Origin of the sequence: Paraprevotella clara YIT 11840, from assembly GCF_000233955.1 — a bacterium.
Lineage (GTDB): Bacteria > Bacteroidota > Bacteroidia > Bacteroidales > Bacteroidaceae > Paraprevotella > Paraprevotella clara.
The window spans coordinates 92,563-109,392 of the sequence record NZ_JH376618.1; the positions used below are offsets into that span (position 1 = coordinate 92,563).

The window sequence follows — 16,830 nt, forward strand, 5'->3', positions numbered from 1 at the left end:
TTTCCTTATCTTCATCCCATTCTCATTTGTTGCAACAGCTCTTTTTGCCTTTCGCTCAGGCTGGCAGGGAGTTGCACGTTGTATGTCAGAATCAGGTTGCCGCGCGTACCATCGGAATGCATGTCGCCTTTGCCTTTCAGGCGGACTTTGGCGCCGGGCTGTGTGCCGGGCTTTATTTTCAGTTTCAATTTGTCGCCTTCCGGGGTTTGTACGATGATGGAGCCGCCCAGCAACGCCGTGTACATGTCGATGTTTACCGTGCACTCACGGTCGGCATAACTTACAGTCCCGCTTTCGTTTCCAAACGGGTCAAATCCCCGTTTGAAGCCGCTGCGGTAGCTGCGTGCGCGTCCGCCGCCTCCGCCGAACATTTGCGTGAAGAAGTCCGAGAAGCCTCCTCCTGTAAACTGACTGAAGTCAAATCCTTCAAAGCCGCCTGCGTCTGCACCGCCTGTGGCACCGCCGCCCATGCCTGCCATCTTCCAGTGTTCGCCGTATTGGTCGTATTTTGCCCGTTTTTCCGGATCGTTCAACACATCGTACGCTTCATTCAGTGCCTGGAATTTGGCTTTGGCTTTAGGGTCGTCGGGATGCAGGTCCGGGTGGAACTGTTTGGCCCTTTTCTTGTAAGCGGCCTTGATGTCCTTTTGCGGAGTATCCTTGCTGATACCCATTATTTTATAATAATCGATAAATGCCATAGTTAAAAATCTCCTTTCTGCATAATTTGCAACAAATAAGATGCCAATCTGTTTGTAGAAGACGGCATTATTGTTATTTTTGCATGGAAGATTCAATTTCAGAGGGAAGATTATGGCAAATAGTACGGCAGAGAGACAGATAGTGAGTTTAAAAATTGTGCATACCAGTGACGTGCATGGCACTTTTTTCATGCGGGATTATGTGAACAATCATGCCGTAAGGGGAAGCCTTTCCCGAGTGTATGCTTACGTGCAGTCGCTGCGGAAGGCTTATGGGGACAGATTGTTGCTGATGGACGGCGGGGACATATTGCAGGGGAGTCCCGTGGTGTATTACAGTAATTTCGTGGCTTCTTCCGGAAAGAATCTGGCAGCGGAAATCATGAACTATATGGCATACGATGTGGGTGCGATGGGGAATCATGACATCGAGACGGGGCATGCGGTGTACGACCGTTGGACGGCCGCCTGCCGTTTTCCGGTGCTGGGGGCCAATGTGATAGACCGGGCGAGGGGCGGATGCTACTTGCCTCCCTATTGCATATTGGAGCGTTGCGGTGTGAAAGTAGCTGTAATGGGGATGACTACCCCGGCTGTGCCGAACTGGCTTCCGCCGGCTTTGTGGGACGGCCTGGAGTTTGAGGACATGGTGTCTTGTGCAAAGCGGTGGGTTCCCCTGATTCGGGAGAAAGAGCAGCCGGATGTACTCGTCGGACTGTTCCATTCCGGCAAGGAGGGCGGCATCGTTACGCCGGACTATGCGGAGAACGCGGCTTTGGACGTAGCTCGCGAGGTGGCGGGATTTGATGTCGTGTGCTATGGGCATGACCACATGAAGAACTGTGAAACGGTGAAAGGTCCCGACGGCAAAGAGGTGCTTTGTCTGGCTCCCTCGAGCATGGCCGTAGTGGTGGGCGAGGTCGATATAGACGTAGAGACGGGACGGGAGGGCAACCGTGTGGTGTCCGTGAAGGGGAAAATAACAGATTTGTCGTACTATAAAGGCGAAGAATCCAAATACATGCAGCGTTATTTCAGCCGTTATATCCGCAATACGGAGTATTACGTAGGGCAGAAAATCGGAAGGTTCGTGCATACGATAGAGAGCCAGGATGCTTATTTCGGCCCCTCGGCTTTTGTAGACATTGTCCACCGGGCGCAGTTGGAAACCACGGGTGCCCAGGTGTCGTTTGCCGCTCCGGTCTCTTTTGCGGCCAGTATCAAGGAGGGAGACGTGTGCGTGCGCGACGTGTTCAATCTTTACCGTTACGACGACGTGCTGTACACCATGCGGCTTACCGGACAGGAAATCAAGGATATGCTGGAGATGAGTTACGGACTCTGGACGGCGCAGATGAAAGCGCCGGACGACCACGTGATGCTTTTGGACTATGTATTGGACGAAGGCCGGCGTTTGGGTTTCAAGCATCTGGCCTACAACTTCGATTCGGCTGCCGGTATTTGTTACACGGTGGACGTGACGAAACCCTACGGCGAGAAAATCCGCGTGACGGGGATGGCGGACGGAAGTACGTTCGGACTTGAAACGTGGTACACGGTGGTTGTCAATTCCTACCGCGGAAACGGAGGAGGGGAACTGTTTACCAAAGGTGCCGGCATTCCTCACGAGAAGTTGAACGAACGCTTGCTGTCCAGTACGGATAAGGATTTGCGTGCATGTATCATAGAATATATCAAGAAGAAAGGCGAGATTGACGCCTGTCCTTTGTACCAATGGCGTTTGGTGCCGGAAGCATGGGCCGTTCCGGCTTGCGAGCGCGACCGTCAACTGCTGTTCGGGAAGCGTGAAAAGGAAGAATGATATACAAAAAACGTTCTGCGCCAAACGAAATTTTGTTCTGCTGAGAATGATTTATCAATCTGCTGAGAACGATTTTCCGTTTGGCGCAGAACTTTTTTACAACTGTAATCGGTTGTAAATCAATGATGTTCTTCTGGTAAATAATATGTACGGAAGGTCGGATGTTCGGTGCGTCCGGACGACGACGCTTCGTGGGGCAGGCGAAGGGAACGCGTGCGTTGTGCGTCAATAGCGGAACTTGTTTTTGGTACTTTCCTTGATGAAACCGTGCCGGTAGGCATAAAGCAATTCTTTCAGCTCTTCTATCTGGCTTTCCAGTTCGGCACCCTTGTCGGTGTCCCTCACCATCATACGTTGAGTGCTCATTTCCACGATTTGCGTGGTGCTCACGATGTCCGTCCCGTTTTTGATGGCCTCTTCGGCCGATGTGAACGGTTCGTGCTGTACCAACTGGAAGCCTCGGCTGTGGAACACCAAGGTGTAGCCCGCTATTCCGGTCGTATTATGATAGGCCTTGGCGAAGCCGCCGTCGATGACCATCAGTTTGCCGTTGGCTTTGATGGGTGTCTCTCCGCGCCCTACGCGTACCGGGACGTGGCCGTTGATGATGTGGCGGTGCTGTCCCGTGACTCCGAACGAATCGAGAATCATGTCGCAGACTTTCTCGTCGTCCCTCAATCTGTAGTAGTACCCTTTCTCTTCGGTATGGGTGGTTTTGTCCTCCAGGAAATAACGTTCGAAAGTAGTCATTTTGGATTTGTCGAATAGGGGAGAGTCCACGCCGCACCACAGATACCAAAAATAGTCGACGGCAAACTTTCTTTCTTTAGGCTCGGTGTCGCTGTTGAAAGCGGAGCGCAAGACCAGGCCTATCTTGTCCAGCAAGGCCCGTCCTTTGACTTTTTCTCCGTTGATGTCCACTTCCTTCAGGCTTCCGTCGGCATTTAGCGGTACGGAAGCGTGGAACAGCAAATTGGAGTTGAATATCCCGTACATGCAACCGTGGGAGAACAGGCATTGTATGTGTTTGTTCAGCTTGTCGCTCACGCTGAAAGAGTGGTGCAGTTTGTTGACCAGTTCTTGCTCTTCGGGCGTGAGTTTGTAGGGCGATTTCGGGTCGATGGTGGGGAAATAACAGTCGCGCATGGCGTATTCCTTCCCGTCGCGCACGAAAACTTTTCTTTCAAAATCAATGTGCTCCAGTTGTTTCCTCTCTTTCATGTGCCATTCGGGGCGGCTGTCTATCATGGCAGCTTCGAGCTTGAACTGGATAATGCTGATGGCCTTGTGCATCTGTGCGATGAGGCGTCGGGCTTTCTGGTTATGCCTCGTGTCGTCTTTGTCCAGTTGCGGCCCGAAATAATGACAGGGGTCGTCGGCGTATGTTTCCATGGCGAACGTGGCAAGCGGCACCAGGTTGATGCCGTAGCCGTCTTCCAGTGTGGCGAGGTTACCGTAACGGAGCGTCAGGCGCAGCACGTTGGCAATGCAACAGTCGTTGCCGGCTGCCGCCCCCATCCAAAGCGCGTCGTGGTTGCCCCACTGTATGTCGAAGTTGTGGTAATTGCACAGTGTGTCCATGATGATGTGCGCTCCGGGGCCGCGGTCGAAGATGTCGCCGAGGATGTGCAACTGGTCGATGCTCAGGCGTTGTATCAGGTTGCAGATAGCGCAGATGAATTCATCAGCCCGTCCGGTGGACACGATGGTCTCGATGATGCGGTTGAAGTAGGCTTGTTTGTTATAGTCTTGCGGAGACTCGTGCAACAACTCCTCTATGATATAGGCAAATTCCTTAGGGAGCGCCTTACGCACCTTGGAACGCGTGTATTTGGACGAGACCGACTGACATACGCTTACGAGTTGATGAAGGGTGATGTTGTAGAAATCGTTCAGGTTCGTTTCGGAGTTCTTGATGTATTGCAGCTTTTGTTCGGGGTAATAAATCAGGGAACAGAGTTGCCGGATTTCCGACTCCCGCATTGTGGTTCCGAATATTTCGTTCACCTTACGTTTGATATTGCCCGACGCGTTTTTCAAGATATGCTGGAAGGCCTCGTATTCCCCGTGTATGTCGGCCAGGAAATGTTCCGTGCCTTTGGGCAGGTTCAGAATGGCCTCCAGGTTGATGATTTCCGTGCATGCGGCACCGATGTTGGGGACGCTTTGGGAGAGCAGTTCCAGAAGTCTCATGTCGTTCCGAATCTTTTCGTAGGAGTATATCTGAGTCATGGTATTTATATTTCGTTTGTTCATTAAGACAAAATTACGCAAATCTTTTGTTCCTTACAATGTTTGCTGGCGGTTTTTCGTGGCAAACAGGCTGATAGAATGTAGAAATCATAGTGTTAATTCTTTTAAGAAAGCATCAATATACTGAAAACAGTAGCTCTTAATGGCAAAAAAACTGTAATTTTGCAACTTCATGGAATAAGAAATGCGGAATAGATTCTTTTGTACTGTGCTTTTGTACGGGCTGTCTTGCATGTTTGTTCGGGCTGTCGGAGAAGGTGGGCATGCCTTCGCTGAGGTGAAAGACAGTATAAAACCTGGCGCGGATTCTGTATCTTCAGTTGTGGAGCCGGTTCGCAAGACGCGCAATCCGCTCAAGTGGATAGGGCGTTATCTGAGTAACACCAATAAACACGAAGACCGGCCTTTCGATTTCAGTATGTTGATAGGGCCGAGTTATTCGGCTGCTACATCTGTCGGATTGGGAGCTACGGCCTCCGGTCTGTATTCATGGGATCGTTCCGATCCTTTGTTGCCCAAGTCCAATGTTTCGGTGTACGCCAATGCTTCCCTGTCGGGGATGTTGGCTGTAGGGTTGCGGGGAAATAATTTTCTACCTCATCAGAGATACCGTTTCGATTATCAGTTGTCGTTTTATACTTTTCCGGGAAAATTTTGGGGAATAGGTTATGAAAACGGTGCCAGTGATGCGAATAAGAGCGACTATGAGCGTGTGAAGCTTCAGTTCAAGCCCAGTTTTTTGTTTCGCCTGAACGAATCGGTCTTTTTGGGGCCGGTCGTGGACGTAGAATGGGTGAACAGTTTCGGTTTTGAAAACGAGACGTTGCTGGAGGGACAAGACAAATCGGTGGCGAATTACGGAGCGGGATTTAATTTCACGTACGATACGCGAGACTTTGTACTGAATGCCTACCGCGGCAATTTCTTTCGTTGGGAACAGATGTTCTACCCGTCCGGTTTCGGAAACGACTACGCTTTCAGTTATACCGACTTGACTTATAGCACCTACCATCAGGTGTGGAAAGGCGGCGTGCTGGCCATGGAATTGCATACCTTGTTCAATTATGGAGATGTGCCTTGGACCATGATGGCCCAGGTCGGGGTGTTGGGGCGCATGCGTGGGTATTATGAAGGGCGATATCGCGACCGTAATATCATGGAAGGGCAGTTGGAACTGCGCCAACATATCAAGGGGCGCAACGGAATAGCCGTATGGGTGGGTTTGGCCAACGTGTTTCCTAATTTCGGTCATATATATTATGATGAGATGCTTCCCAACTATGGTATCGGCTATCGTTGGGAATTCAAGAAAAGGGTGAATATACGTTTTGATTTGGGCTTTACCAAAGACAGCCCGAATTTCACCTTTAATATCAATGAGGCTTTTTGAAAAAAACTAAAAACAGAGATATAAAATGAATTTTAAGAGTGTGTATGTCTCAGGGCTGTTGGCTGTATGGCCCGTGATGCAGGGCATGGCCCAGTCGGAATTGATTAAGTTTGGTGATTTCGATCAATGGATTGTCCGCAACATTAAGGAGAGCGGCATTATCGGTGGAGATACCAAACAGTTGTACGAAATCGGTCCGGACGCGGTGTGGAACGAGAACAAGGCTTATACGAATCAGGGAGGTTCGCCGTGGGCAACGTCGAATGTGATGGCCAAGGTTTGCGGAATCACCAAGACGAATACTTCGGTTTACCGGGAGAAACGGGGAGACGGTTATTGTGCCCGCCTGGAGACTCATGTAGAGAAAGTGAAAGTCATGGGAATTGTGAATATAGAAGTGTTGGCAGCCGGTTCTGTTTTTCTGGGCAGCGTGCCCGAACCGATTACCAATACGTCCAATCCGATGAGCAAATTGGCTGTGGGCATACCTTTTACCAAACGTCCGCAGGCTATCAGTTTCGACTATAAGGTGAAACTTTCCGACGAACCGGACCGTATCCGTCAGACAGGGTTTAGCCGCGTGACCAAAGTCCAGGGAAAAGATATGCCCGATGTGGTATGTTTGCTCCAGAAACGTTGGGAAGACAAAAAAGGAAATGTGTACGCCCAACGCATAGGAACGATGATTCATCGTTTCAACCACAATACGGATTGGGTAAACGGTGCAAAATTTCCTATTAAATACGGTGATATTACCAAGCAGCCGGGGTTCCAAAGTTATATGGGATTGATATCCGGTGACAAGACACAATACACCCGTAACAGCAAGGGGAAGATGGTGCCTATCAAGGAAGTGGGTTGGGCCGATGCCGGTGAAACGCCCACGCATATCGTGTTGCAGTTCGATTCCAGTTACGGAGGTGCGTACGTGGGTTCTGTAGGAACCACATTGTGGTTGGATAATGTGCATGTCATATATTAAGTAGGTAAGTGGGCAGCATGAAGACAGACCGTTTTACATACGAAGGTGTGCCGACACCGTGCTATATCATAGAGGAAGATTTGTTGCGGCGTAACCTGGAGCTGATTCGGGATGTATCCCGAAGGGCGGGAGTGGAAATCATTTTAGCCTTCAAGGCTTTCGCTTTATGGAAATCGTTCCCTGTTTTCAGGGAATACATCAGCCATACCACGGCCAGTTCCCTCTACGAGGCCCGTTTGGCGGCGGAAGAGTTCGGTAGCAAGGCACATACTTATTCTCCGGCGTATACGGAACGTGATTTCGACCGGATACTCTCGTGCAGCAGTCATGTCACGTTCAATTCCATGAGCCAGTACGTCCGTTTCTATCCGCGTGTGGAGGAATACAACCGTCTGTATCCGGAGGAGCGCGTCTCTTGCGGGCTGCGCATCAATCCGGAGTATTCGGAGATAGAAGTGGACTTGTACAATCCTTGTGCGCCCGGTTCCCGTTTCGGTATGATGGCCTCGCAACTTCCGGACTGTCTGCCAGCCGGGATTGAAGGATTCCATTGTCATTGTCACTGCGAGAGTTCTTCCGAAGCACTCGAACACACATTGCAGCATATAGAGGAGAAGTTCGGGAGATGGCTGTCCCGATTGAAATGGCTCAATCTGGGAGGCGGCCATTTGATGACGCGGAAGGATTATGATGTGGAGCGTTTGGTGGCCATCCTGAAAGGCTTGAAGGAACGCTATCCCGACCTTACGGTCATTTTGGAACCTGGCTCGGCTTTTGCCTGGCAAACCGGTCCGTTGGTTGCTTCGGTAGTCGATGTTGTGGAAAATAAAGGGATACGCACGGCCATTCTCGACGTGAGTTTCACTTGCCACATGCCGGATTGTTTGGAAATGCCGTATCAACCGGCGGTACGTAACGCCGAGACGGTGGAACCCGATGCGGTGAAACGTGCGACTCCGGAAGAAAATGTCTATCGTTTGGGCGGGAACAGTTGTTTGAGCGGTGACTACATGGGCGCATGGCGCTTTGGCCATCCGCTCGCGCCGGGCGACCGGATTATCTTTGAAGATATGATACATTATACTACGGTAAAAACCAATATGTTCAACGGCATCCGCCATCCGGACATCGCGATGCTGCATAGCGACGGGACTTTGGAATATTACCGGCGTTTCAGTTACACCGACTATCGGGACAGGATGTGTTGAAAACAGAAAAAATGAAATAACGATTGATTTTTTTCCATACAGATGCTTGCGCTTTAAAAAAATAATTGTACCTTTGCAACCGCATTCAGGGGAATGCAAAAGCTAATGAACTTAATGGAACAAGCATCTTTTGCGGAAATAGCTCAGTTGGTAGAGCACGACCTTGCCAAGGTCGGGGTCGCGAGTTCGAGTCTCGTTTTCCGCTCAAGATATTCAGAAACATTTTTTGCCCAGGTGGCGGAATGGTAGACGCGCTCGTTTCAGGTGCGAGTGTTGAGAGACGTGCAGGTTCGAGTCCTGTTCTGGGCACAGAGAATGTTTTCTGTATCATCCGGAGAGATGGCGGAATTGGTAGACGCGCTACTTTGAGGGGGTAGTGACAATTGTGTCGTGGGAGTTCGAGTCTCCTTCTCTTCACTTTCATAAGCGATTAGTTTGCGGAAATAGCTCAGTTGGTAGAGCACGACCTTGCCAAGGTCGGGGTCGCGAGTTCGAGTCTCGTTTTCCGCTCAGGCAAAGCTGCCCGTGAGGGTGGCTTTTCTTGTTTTTATACTTTCCGGTTTCATTTGTTTTCTTCGTTTCGTTTACGGTAGAGCTGGTAAGAGTTGTAGATATTGTGCCAGATGCTGTAGAAGCCTCCGGCTACCGATGTGACCGGAGTCATGAACGTGTACCCCATCCAAATGGCAAATACCGTGTTCTTTTGTCCCAAGGCCTGACCGGCACTGATGGAATCATTGTAACAGGTTCCGATGCGTTTCCCCGCCCAGAATTGTACGACGCAGCAAACAAGCGATATGCCGGCTATGCCCAATTGGTAAAGCACCGATACTTCGCTGTGGACAATACTCTTCACGGTAACCCCGATGGCAATGGCCAGTGCCACGGCCCACAAATAGAATGCCAGGTCTTTGCAGCGGACGACCAGTTTGTGTACGCCCGGAAGGCAGTAGCGAACGAATAAAGCGGCCAGGAACGGGCAGAACAGGAGAGGGAAGACTTTGCTTAATATCAAGGAAAAGGAGACACCGAATGTCAAATCGGGGTGGGGGTGAATCAAGGGGACGAATATGGGGACTATCAGTGCCGTGACCAGATTGATTAAAATGGTATAGGTGGTCAGGTTGGCCGCACTGCCTCCCAATTTCCCGGTGACCACTGCTGCCGCCGTAGCTGTCGGGCAAATCATGCACAGTATGGCGGCTTCTGCCAAAACCTGGCCCGGCAGATGGGGAAAACATTTCAAAAGTCCGGCAAGGAGGGCAAAACAGCCGGCCTGAATCAAGAGCAGCCATCCGTGCCAACGGCAAGGACGGAGTTCTCTGGGATTCACTTTACAGAACGTGATGAAAAGCATGGCAAAAATCAATGCCGGTTGCAGGATGTCGATAAACCGGGCTACGTAAGGCTTCGTAGGTTCCAGGGCAGGAATCCCGGTGTAAATGAAGTAAGACAATGCTCCCGCGAGCATGGCGATGGGAAGAGTCCAGTTTTTAATGAATCTGATGATAGGCATGTTCAAATTATCATGAATGGTTGTGCAAAGTTACTTATTTTGTTATCGCCGGGGCGGATTAAACCAGACAAAATTTGTCCGGACGGGAGATTTTATATAATTTTGCACCGGTCTCCGACTAATTATATCCTTGGTGTATAATTGTTCGGATTTTATGGTTTTATTTATTTAATGAATTGATGAATTTATACATTCGCTATTTTGACGAGGAGTGCGTGGTGAGTTCGGCGGAAGAGGCTTTCGATTTCCTGTCTTCTCTGCCGGGTATTACGTTGGATGAGGCTTTCGTGAAAGATTTGCGCCAATACATGGATAGTCCGATGCCTTATCCCAAGCGTTATAAGGTACGTCCCCGTGTGTATTTTATTGTGATTAAGACGACGGCTACGACTTTGGCCGAATTTAAAGTGAACGGAGGCAGGACGCAGTCTTTGGCCGAAAGTTCGGAGAAGGAACCCGCGGCCCGTTTTTCCATCAACGACCGTCCGGGATGGTATGAAGGGGAAATCCTTTTCAAACGTGTGGTTCCCATTCCCGGCACCACGAAGTTCCAGTATAAGGATACGCGGTTCAAGGCTCGTTGCAAGGCTCGTAACGCGCAGGAATGTTACAATCGCATAGTGGAGCATTTGCGTTCACGGCAAGATGTGGATGCGCGCAGCCAGTTTCCTTCCGTAAAAGGAAAGAACTTCTCTTGTTCTTATTTGGGCATGACGTTGGAAGAGGAATAGAACCCAGAGGGGGAGATGTGCCCCGCGTTTGTATAGGAACGTTTTCCTTACGTACGGGGATTTTGTTTTAAAGATAAAGGGATGCCCTTCGGGCATCCCTTTTTTGTGATTCATTTTTTCATTGAACTTCATTTTGAGTCTGCCAAAATGTCAGTTATAATGAGCTTAGGTTTGGTTTTTCGGGAACGGGTGCAGGCGTGTGCGAAAATAATGGATTCTCGTGCCTTTTGCCTGGGACAATATGTAACGGATAAGAAGCCGGATCATGCTTGAATGTAATTTCCGTTTGTCTTTTACTTACCTTCCATATCCGGGCATCCGGCATAGGCGAGGGGGAAGCCATACAAAATGACAGTAGCTTTTTGTTGGGGAATAACGTCGGAATAGAGAAAAAATCCCTTTTCCCCGTAGGATGTTTTGCCCTTTTCTTCTTGTTTTTGGGGTGGGATGAGGACGACGACGGAAAGTTATGCGGAGAAAAATTAATCGCTTTCAGCCGAATGAGAAATCAATCTCTTGCAATTGATTGTGAATATTCCATAATTCTTATTGGGATATGCCGCACAAATATGTATGTTTCTTAAAAAGAATTTTCCAGATGAGGCTGTTTCCGTCTTTTTTCTCTCTGAGAGTGGGGCGAAAAACTGCCATTTTGTCAGTCTACGCCTGCGGAGTGTGAAGGGGAGAAGGGGCGGGCGGTGCAGCGGAGTAGCGGGATGGAGGGCCGCTGTCTTTGTTTCCACGAAGATAGGATGCGGCTCGGCAGTTCCTCGCTCAAAAGCAAGCTTTAGGCTTGGAACTGCACTCGCCTTTCGTTTTCTTTGTTTCACGAAGATAGGATGTGGCTCGGCAGTTCCTCGCTCAAAAGCAAGCTTTAGGCTTGGAACTGCACTCGCCTTTCGCTATCTTTGTGTACGGAAAGAACCGTTCAAAAGAAAGGAGACGATTATGCTTGCATACACGTTCGTAGAACAAGGGAGATTCGAATTAAGGGAAAAGCCGCGTCCGGAGTTGCAGGACGGGCGGGATGCCATCGTACGGGTGACGTTGGGAAGCATCTGTACCAGTGATTTACACATCAAACACGGGAGTGTGCCGCGTGCCGTACCGGGAATCACGGTAGGGCATGAAATGGTCGGGGTGGTGGAAGAAGTAGGCCATGAAGTCACTTCGGTCAAGCCGGGCGACAGGGTGACCGTAAACGTGGAGACATTTTGCGGGGAATGCTTCTTTTGCCGACACGGATACGTGAACAACTGCACCGACCCTCATGGCGGATGGGCTTTGGGTTGCCGCATCGACGGAGGACAAGCCGAATTTGTCAGGGTTCCGTATGCGGACCAGGGCTTGAATGTGATTCCCCCGTCGGTGACCGACGAGCAGGCTTTGTTCGTGGGCGACATCTTGGCCACAGGCTTTTGGGCGGCGCGTATCTCGGAAATCAAGGAAGAGGACACGGTGTTGATTATCGGTGCAGGCCCCACGGGGATATGCACTTTACAGTGTGTCATGCTGAAGAATCCGCATCGCGTCATCGTTTGCGAACGGTCGGAGGAGCGGTTGCGTTTCGTGCGCGAACACTATCCCGGGGTAGAGGTGACGACTCCCGAAGGTTGTAAAGAATTTGTGATACGCCATAGTGCCCGTGGAGGGGCGGACGTGGTGTTGGAGGTGGCCGGTAGTCAGGACAGTTTCCGACTGGCCTGGGAGTGTGCCCGTCCCAATGCCATCGTGACGATTGTGGCACTTTATGACAAGCCCCAGTTGTTGCCGTTGCCGGACATGTACGGGAAGAACCTGACGTTCAAGACCGGAGGGGTGGACGGTTGCGATTGTGCCGAAATCCTTTCCCTGATAGAGGCGGGCCGGATTGACACCACGCCGCTCGTCACCCACCGTTTCCCGTTGGAACGTATTGAAGAAGCCTACCGGATTTTTGAGAACAGGTTGGATGGCGTCATAAAGGTGGCCGTCACCGGTGCTGCGTCCACTTCTTTTTCAGCAAGATGAGTAAACACGCTGTGCCTACGGCTGCTTGGCCATATAATAAGGCGTAGAAAGCCGTATGCAAAGGGAGGTGTAGTCGGGCTGATACGATAGCGGTGGGTGGAATAATTACCAAGCTGGCAGAGAAAATCCGGATGAAAATCCTGATGTAAAGGGCAGACCGTTTTGGGGAGTTTGGAAGTTCGGGGATGTATGTGCAAAGATAATTGATGCCCCAGAAGTCATTCCATTCTACCTTATGGGGCAGTCTGCACAAAGCGTAGGCGTGCATGACGAGGAAGACTTCGGCGACCCAAAAGGCGAACTCCACCTCGGGATAATATTCCCCCATGTAGGCCGTGACGAATACTCCATGGATTATGTATAATATAAGAAGTGGAATACACCCTGTATTCCACTTCTGTTTTCTTGCTTTTTCAGTCATCTAATTTGATAATTGCTTTTATACTGTCCATTTTTTTTAATGAATGATAAGTAAATGAACTTAAAACGAAGTTACAAATAAATATAATATAATTATAAGGTTTGGTGTGTTTTTTGGGTATTCCCATCAATATTTTCTATGAATTCTCCTTTTTAAGACGTAAAATACGATAATTTATCGCCGATTTTGCTCTTGTGTACCGTTTGATTATGGGTGATAAAAATATGAAATAAAAACCCCACTTCCATACCTTGTAGGTGGAAGTGGGGTAATGTAGGCGATGTAGTCGATTGTCCGTATTACCGGACGATGACTTTTTGCCGGTCTACGATATATAGCCCCTTAGAGAGGCCGCGCACTTGTTCGCGCCCGTCGACGGTCACTTGCCGTACCATGCGTCCGTCCGTTCCGTAAATGGAAACGGTCAGTACTTGTCCTTCCGGACCTTGCAAACTGATGCAACCCTCTCCGCCATATGCTTTGACGGTAGCTGTGCCCTTACGTACGGGAGTGACGGAGGTGGTGCCGTCGCCCAGATAATACACTCTGAAGTTGTCGGCCTTATACCATCCGTCGTTACCTTTGATGCCGAGGGTGAGCATGCCGTCCGTCACGTGGATGCTGTCTATGACGGTTTCCCGCAGGTAACGTCCGCCGAAACCGTCGTCGGTCATCGTGGCCATGGCCTCGTTGGCAAAGAGCGTGACGCTCTGTCCTTCGTCAGTGGCTATCCATGCCTTCACGCGGTAGAATCCGTTTTTCAGGCCCGTAGCTTTCTGGCTCAGCGTGACGCTGCCTGCCCCGCTACTGGAATAAGAATAGAACACGTAACTGCCATCGGCATCCACCATGTAGTTGTCTAAAGAGGAAACGTCCGCCACCTTTGAACTCTGCCCTGTCTCGCGCGTGATGTCCCAACCCGTGGTGCGTCGGCTTTCAAACGAAGCATTGGTCAGGTAGACATCCGTGAGGTCGATGGGCGCATCTGTGGGGATGAGGTTCTGTCGGCAGGCTTTGATATTCTCCTCCAGAAGGGCGGCGGCTGCGGCTATCTCCTCCGCTTCCGGATGGCGGGTATAGCATGCGGCTGCGGTGTGGATTTGGTCGAGGAACGTGTTGAGGTCTTCCGCAGACAACTGCCCGTCGGAATTTTCAGCCAAAATGTAGGCTTGGTTCAGCAGTTCGCCGAGCTCCTCGCTTTCCTTGTCTTTCTTTTCGTATGCGTAGATGTTGATGCTTACGTCCTTGTCGTACGTAAGGTAACCGCTGAAAGCGGGGATGGTGGCGCCCTCGTCCTCTACGAAGGTCTGTATGTCGGCCTTGTTCAGCATGCGGAGTCCTTTCCGGGCCACTCCATTGCTGAAACTGTAGGACAGGGTGTCGGACGTAGCCGTTCCGTGACCGTCATCGACGGTCACGTCGGTGGCCGTAATCCGGTCTTCGCCCGGCCGGGTAGTCCGGTAGAGGTAAGGCGTGCAAGCCTTTAACGTTGTGTTTACTTCGTCCGATTCCGAGATAAGGATGTTGCTCAGTTTCTTGATTCGCCGTGCGCGGCTGCCTTCGGGTACTTCGCAGTCGAAAGGCAGGGCGATATATTGCCATTTCGTCGTCGAGGACTGCGGGTCGAAGACGGCGCGGCGGGCGGTGAAAGGTTCCTTCGCGTAGTAGTCGTAACCCAGGGTTAGGTAGAGCTCCTCGCATATCCCGTCTTTGATGATGTTGCGTCCGGTGACGTCCGAGGCGGCATCAAGATAGAACACTATGTTCGGGTTCGCTACCTGCGGCAGGCTGTCTATGCCAGTCACGCGTGTCAGGTCGTAGTGCAAGGCCGGGGTCGTGGCCGCCAGTTCCAAAAACTTGTCCCTGTTCCAGTGGCCGAAGAAGACGGTTCCCCGGTTGTCCGTTTCGGCCATGGTGAGGTCGCAACCGGCTATCTTGAAATAGACCATGGTGTCTTCCGGTGCTGCCTCCATCGTCCGCTCTTCTCCTCCGGCCTTGTAGTCGCGGTGCAGTGCGACGGCGTATAACACGTCTTTTTCCATGTCGTCGAAGTTGAACGTCACGTCTTGTGTCGCGCCTTCAGCAAAGACGGTCTCCCTGTCCGACAAATCCTCGCGTATGACAAAGGCTGATTGTCCGGCATCGTATTGGTACAGGTCGCATTGCAAGGTCGGCGTAGTGGCGGTAGCTTCTTGGGCGTTCGTTATGGAAGCCAGGACGCAGGCTGCGTCGCTGTACACCTTATTATATAATATGGTGCTCTCTTGTCCGCCGATCACGATGGATGTTTTCTCGCTTTCCTGAGCGGCATCGAGCCGGAGGCCGTTCAGTGACAAGACGGGTTCCTGTACGGAGGCTTCGGTCGTCAGGCGTGCCAGGATACGGGCATTACTGTCCATGAGGTACATGTAATACGGCCCGGCGATACTGGGCCGGTAAGTCAATTCCACGGTTGCCGTTTCTCCGCTCGGGACGACCGTGTTCACGTCTCTCAGAAGTGCGTCGCTTACGTCTGTCGGTTCCTCTTCTTTTCGCTCGATGGCAAGGTATATTCCCTTGTAGTCCGTGGTTCCATGGTTGGTGATTTCCACCTTGATGGCGTTTTTCATGCGGGTGTACATCTTGTCTGTCCGGATTTCACCTTCCAAAGAATGGGCACGCGGATGTATGGCATGGGTCATGCCTTGCCAAGAATTGAACCCGTTCATGCCCGTCTGGTCGTCCACGGTGAAGTAGCCGTCACCGCCACCGCCCCAACCGAAATTGAAATGGAAAAGGTTGTCTGAGGCGCGGTATCCGTCTACCACTACGGCATGCCCGCCTGATGTGGGATGCACGCCGCTGTACACGATGGGCCAACCTTTGGACAAATCGTCATAAATCATGTTTTCCCATTCCGACTGGCTGATGCCGGATTTGTATGTACATCGGCTGTCCATGAGGAATTGTCCGGAGAAGGTATTGACCAAATCACTGATTTGCCCCGAGGTGGATGAGCCGTAAGTGAGCCATGTGGATGTTCCCGTGATGGCCATCAGCGTGGCCACGGCCGTGTTCATGTCCTCGGGCGTGGAGCCTCCGTAGTTGTCCTGCATCAGTTCCCATTGCAAGGGAGTTCCTTTCGGGAATGATTCGGTGACGGGAGCGTCGCCGTAACCGTAAGTCGGTGTATCATACTGCGAACGGTCGGGCAGCTCTTTTCTCCAATAGTAGATGACTTGTGCGGCAGCCGTGGCCACACATCCGGTCAGCGCGCGGCCCGACCCGTTTGACATATACGGGCATAAGTTATTGTAAGGAGCCCCTTGCGACCAGTGTGCACTGACCAATGGGGCGATGTTTTCCTTGTCGTTGGCCCGTGTTTGTACTCTCGGCCCTAAACCCTGGGCTTGTGCTGCTTCTATCATTCGGCTGTATCCTTCCAACCAGTCGAGCATGGCAGGCGGGAGAGTTTGCGGGTCGAAGTCCCCCTTTTCGGTATATCCCAGTACGTAGGGCATGCAGTCGTCTCCGGATATGATGACGAAGCCTTGGTCGTTTCCACGATTGAAAATGTAAAGAGGGGCATGTCCGTCAGTTCCCTTGCGTTTGGCAATAGAAGTTTCTATAAGTTCAGGGGGTTGATTTCCACGCATATAGGCCGTAGCTATTTCTTTGGCCTTTGCCCTGTCTACCGGATCTGCCCAGATACATAACGAGGAGGTAAGAAGTGTCAAAACTGTCAATAATGGTTTCTTCATAGGTCTGTATTTTTATTGATATTAGATTAATACGGTCAAAGGTAACTTTTTTTATG

The 16,830-nt window shown here is 50.8% G+C and carries 11 protein-coding genes and 4 tRNA genes; 11 read left to right on the top strand and 4 right to left on the bottom strand.

Going from position 1 to position 16,830, the window contains the following annotated elements; all coding sequences use genetic code 11:
* Window positions 1-11: 11 nt before the first annotated feature.
* Window positions 12-701, bottom strand: a complete 690-nt coding sequence (locus HMPREF9441_RS13530; RefSeq protein WP_021981226.1) for a DnaJ domain-containing protein — start codon at window positions 699-701, stop codon at window positions 12-14.
* A gap of 112 nt (window positions 702-813) precedes the next feature.
* Between HMPREF9441_RS13530 and HMPREF9441_RS13535 the strand changes: the two genes are divergently transcribed.
* Window positions 814-2,523, top strand: coding sequence for a bifunctional metallophosphatase/5'-nucleotidase (locus HMPREF9441_RS13535; RefSeq protein ID WP_087943210.1), 1,710 nt, complete (start codon window positions 814-816; stop codon window positions 2,521-2,523).
* Between the two features lie 225 nt (window positions 2,524-2,748).
* On the opposite strand, the gene HMPREF9441_RS13540 is transcribed toward HMPREF9441_RS13535, so the two are convergent.
* Entirely contained in the window at window positions 2,749-4,755 is a 2,007-nt protein-coding gene (locus HMPREF9441_RS13540) for a fructose-bisphosphatase class III (RefSeq protein ID WP_021981224.1), read from the bottom strand.
* Between the two features lie 253 nt (window positions 4,756-5,008).
* On the opposite strand from HMPREF9441_RS13540, the gene HMPREF9441_RS13545 reads away from it, so the two are divergent.
* The 7 genes from HMPREF9441_RS13545 to HMPREF9441_RS13575 all read left to right on the top strand — a co-directional run bounded on the left by HMPREF9441_RS13545 (window position 5,009) and on the right by HMPREF9441_RS13575 (window position 8,866).
* Window positions 5,009-6,166, top strand: coding sequence for a BamA/TamA family outer membrane protein (locus tag HMPREF9441_RS13545; RefSeq protein WP_008622178.1), 1,158 nt, complete (start codon window positions 5,009-5,011; stop codon window positions 6,164-6,166).
* Window positions 6,167-6,191: 25 nt separating this feature from the next.
* Window positions 6,192-7,148 (top strand): PCMD domain-containing protein, encoded by a 957-nt coding sequence (locus tag HMPREF9441_RS13550; protein ID WP_008622180.1) that lies wholly within the window; start codon window positions 6,192-6,194, stop codon window positions 7,146-7,148.
* Window positions 7,149-7,165: 17 nt separating this feature from the next.
* Complete coding sequence (nspC, locus tag HMPREF9441_RS13555) at window positions 7,166-8,356, top strand: carboxynorspermidine decarboxylase (protein WP_008622181.1); 1,191 nt, start codon at window positions 7,166-7,168, stop codon at window positions 8,354-8,356.
* Between the two features lie 132 nt (window positions 8,357-8,488).
* A tRNA-Gly gene (locus HMPREF9441_RS13560) sits at window positions 8,489-8,561 on the top strand.
* Window positions 8,562-8,584: 23 nt separating this feature from the next.
* Window positions 8,585-8,665, top strand: a tRNA-Leu gene (locus HMPREF9441_RS13565).
* A gap of 24 nt (window positions 8,666-8,689) precedes the next feature.
* Window positions 8,690-8,773: transfer RNA gene (locus HMPREF9441_RS13570), tRNA-Leu, on the top strand.
* Window positions 8,774-8,793: 20 nt separating this feature from the next.
* Window positions 8,794-8,866: transfer RNA gene (locus tag HMPREF9441_RS13575), tRNA-Gly, on the top strand.
* A gap of 52 nt (window positions 8,867-8,918) precedes the next feature.
* Here HMPREF9441_RS13575 and HMPREF9441_RS13580 read toward each other — a convergent pair.
* The gene (locus HMPREF9441_RS13580) at window positions 8,919-9,872 is read right to left on the bottom strand and encodes a transporter (protein WP_008622182.1); all 954 of its coding nucleotides are present in this window, start codon (window positions 9,870-9,872) and stop codon (window positions 8,919-8,921) included.
* Window positions 9,873-10,051: 179 nt separating this feature from the next.
* On the opposite strand from HMPREF9441_RS13580, the gene HMPREF9441_RS13585 reads away from it, so the two are divergent.
* The 3 genes from HMPREF9441_RS13585 (at window position 10,052) to HMPREF9441_RS19195 (ending at window position 12,977) form a co-directional block, all read left to right on the top strand.
* Window positions 10,052-10,603 (top strand): hypothetical protein, encoded by a 552-nt coding sequence (locus HMPREF9441_RS13585; protein ID WP_008622190.1) that lies wholly within the window; start codon window positions 10,052-10,054, stop codon window positions 10,601-10,603.
* A 948-nt stretch (window positions 10,604-11,551) separates the two neighbouring features.
* Entirely contained in the window at window positions 11,552-12,613 is a 1,062-nt protein-coding gene (locus HMPREF9441_RS13600) for an alcohol dehydrogenase catalytic domain-containing protein (RefSeq protein ID WP_172634968.1), read from the top strand.
* Between the two features lie 235 nt (window positions 12,614-12,848).
* Window positions 12,849-12,977, top strand: coding sequence for a hypothetical protein (locus HMPREF9441_RS19195; protein ID WP_008622194.1), 129 nt, complete (start codon window positions 12,849-12,851; stop codon window positions 12,975-12,977).
* Window positions 12,978-13,333: 356 nt separating this feature from the next.
* On the opposite strand, the gene HMPREF9441_RS13605 is transcribed toward HMPREF9441_RS19195, so the two are convergent.
* Complete coding sequence (locus HMPREF9441_RS13605; protein WP_008622196.1) at window positions 13,334-16,774, bottom strand: C10 family peptidase; 3,441 nt, start codon at window positions 16,772-16,774, stop codon at window positions 13,334-13,336.
* Between the last annotated feature and the right edge of the window lie 56 nt (window positions 16,775-16,830).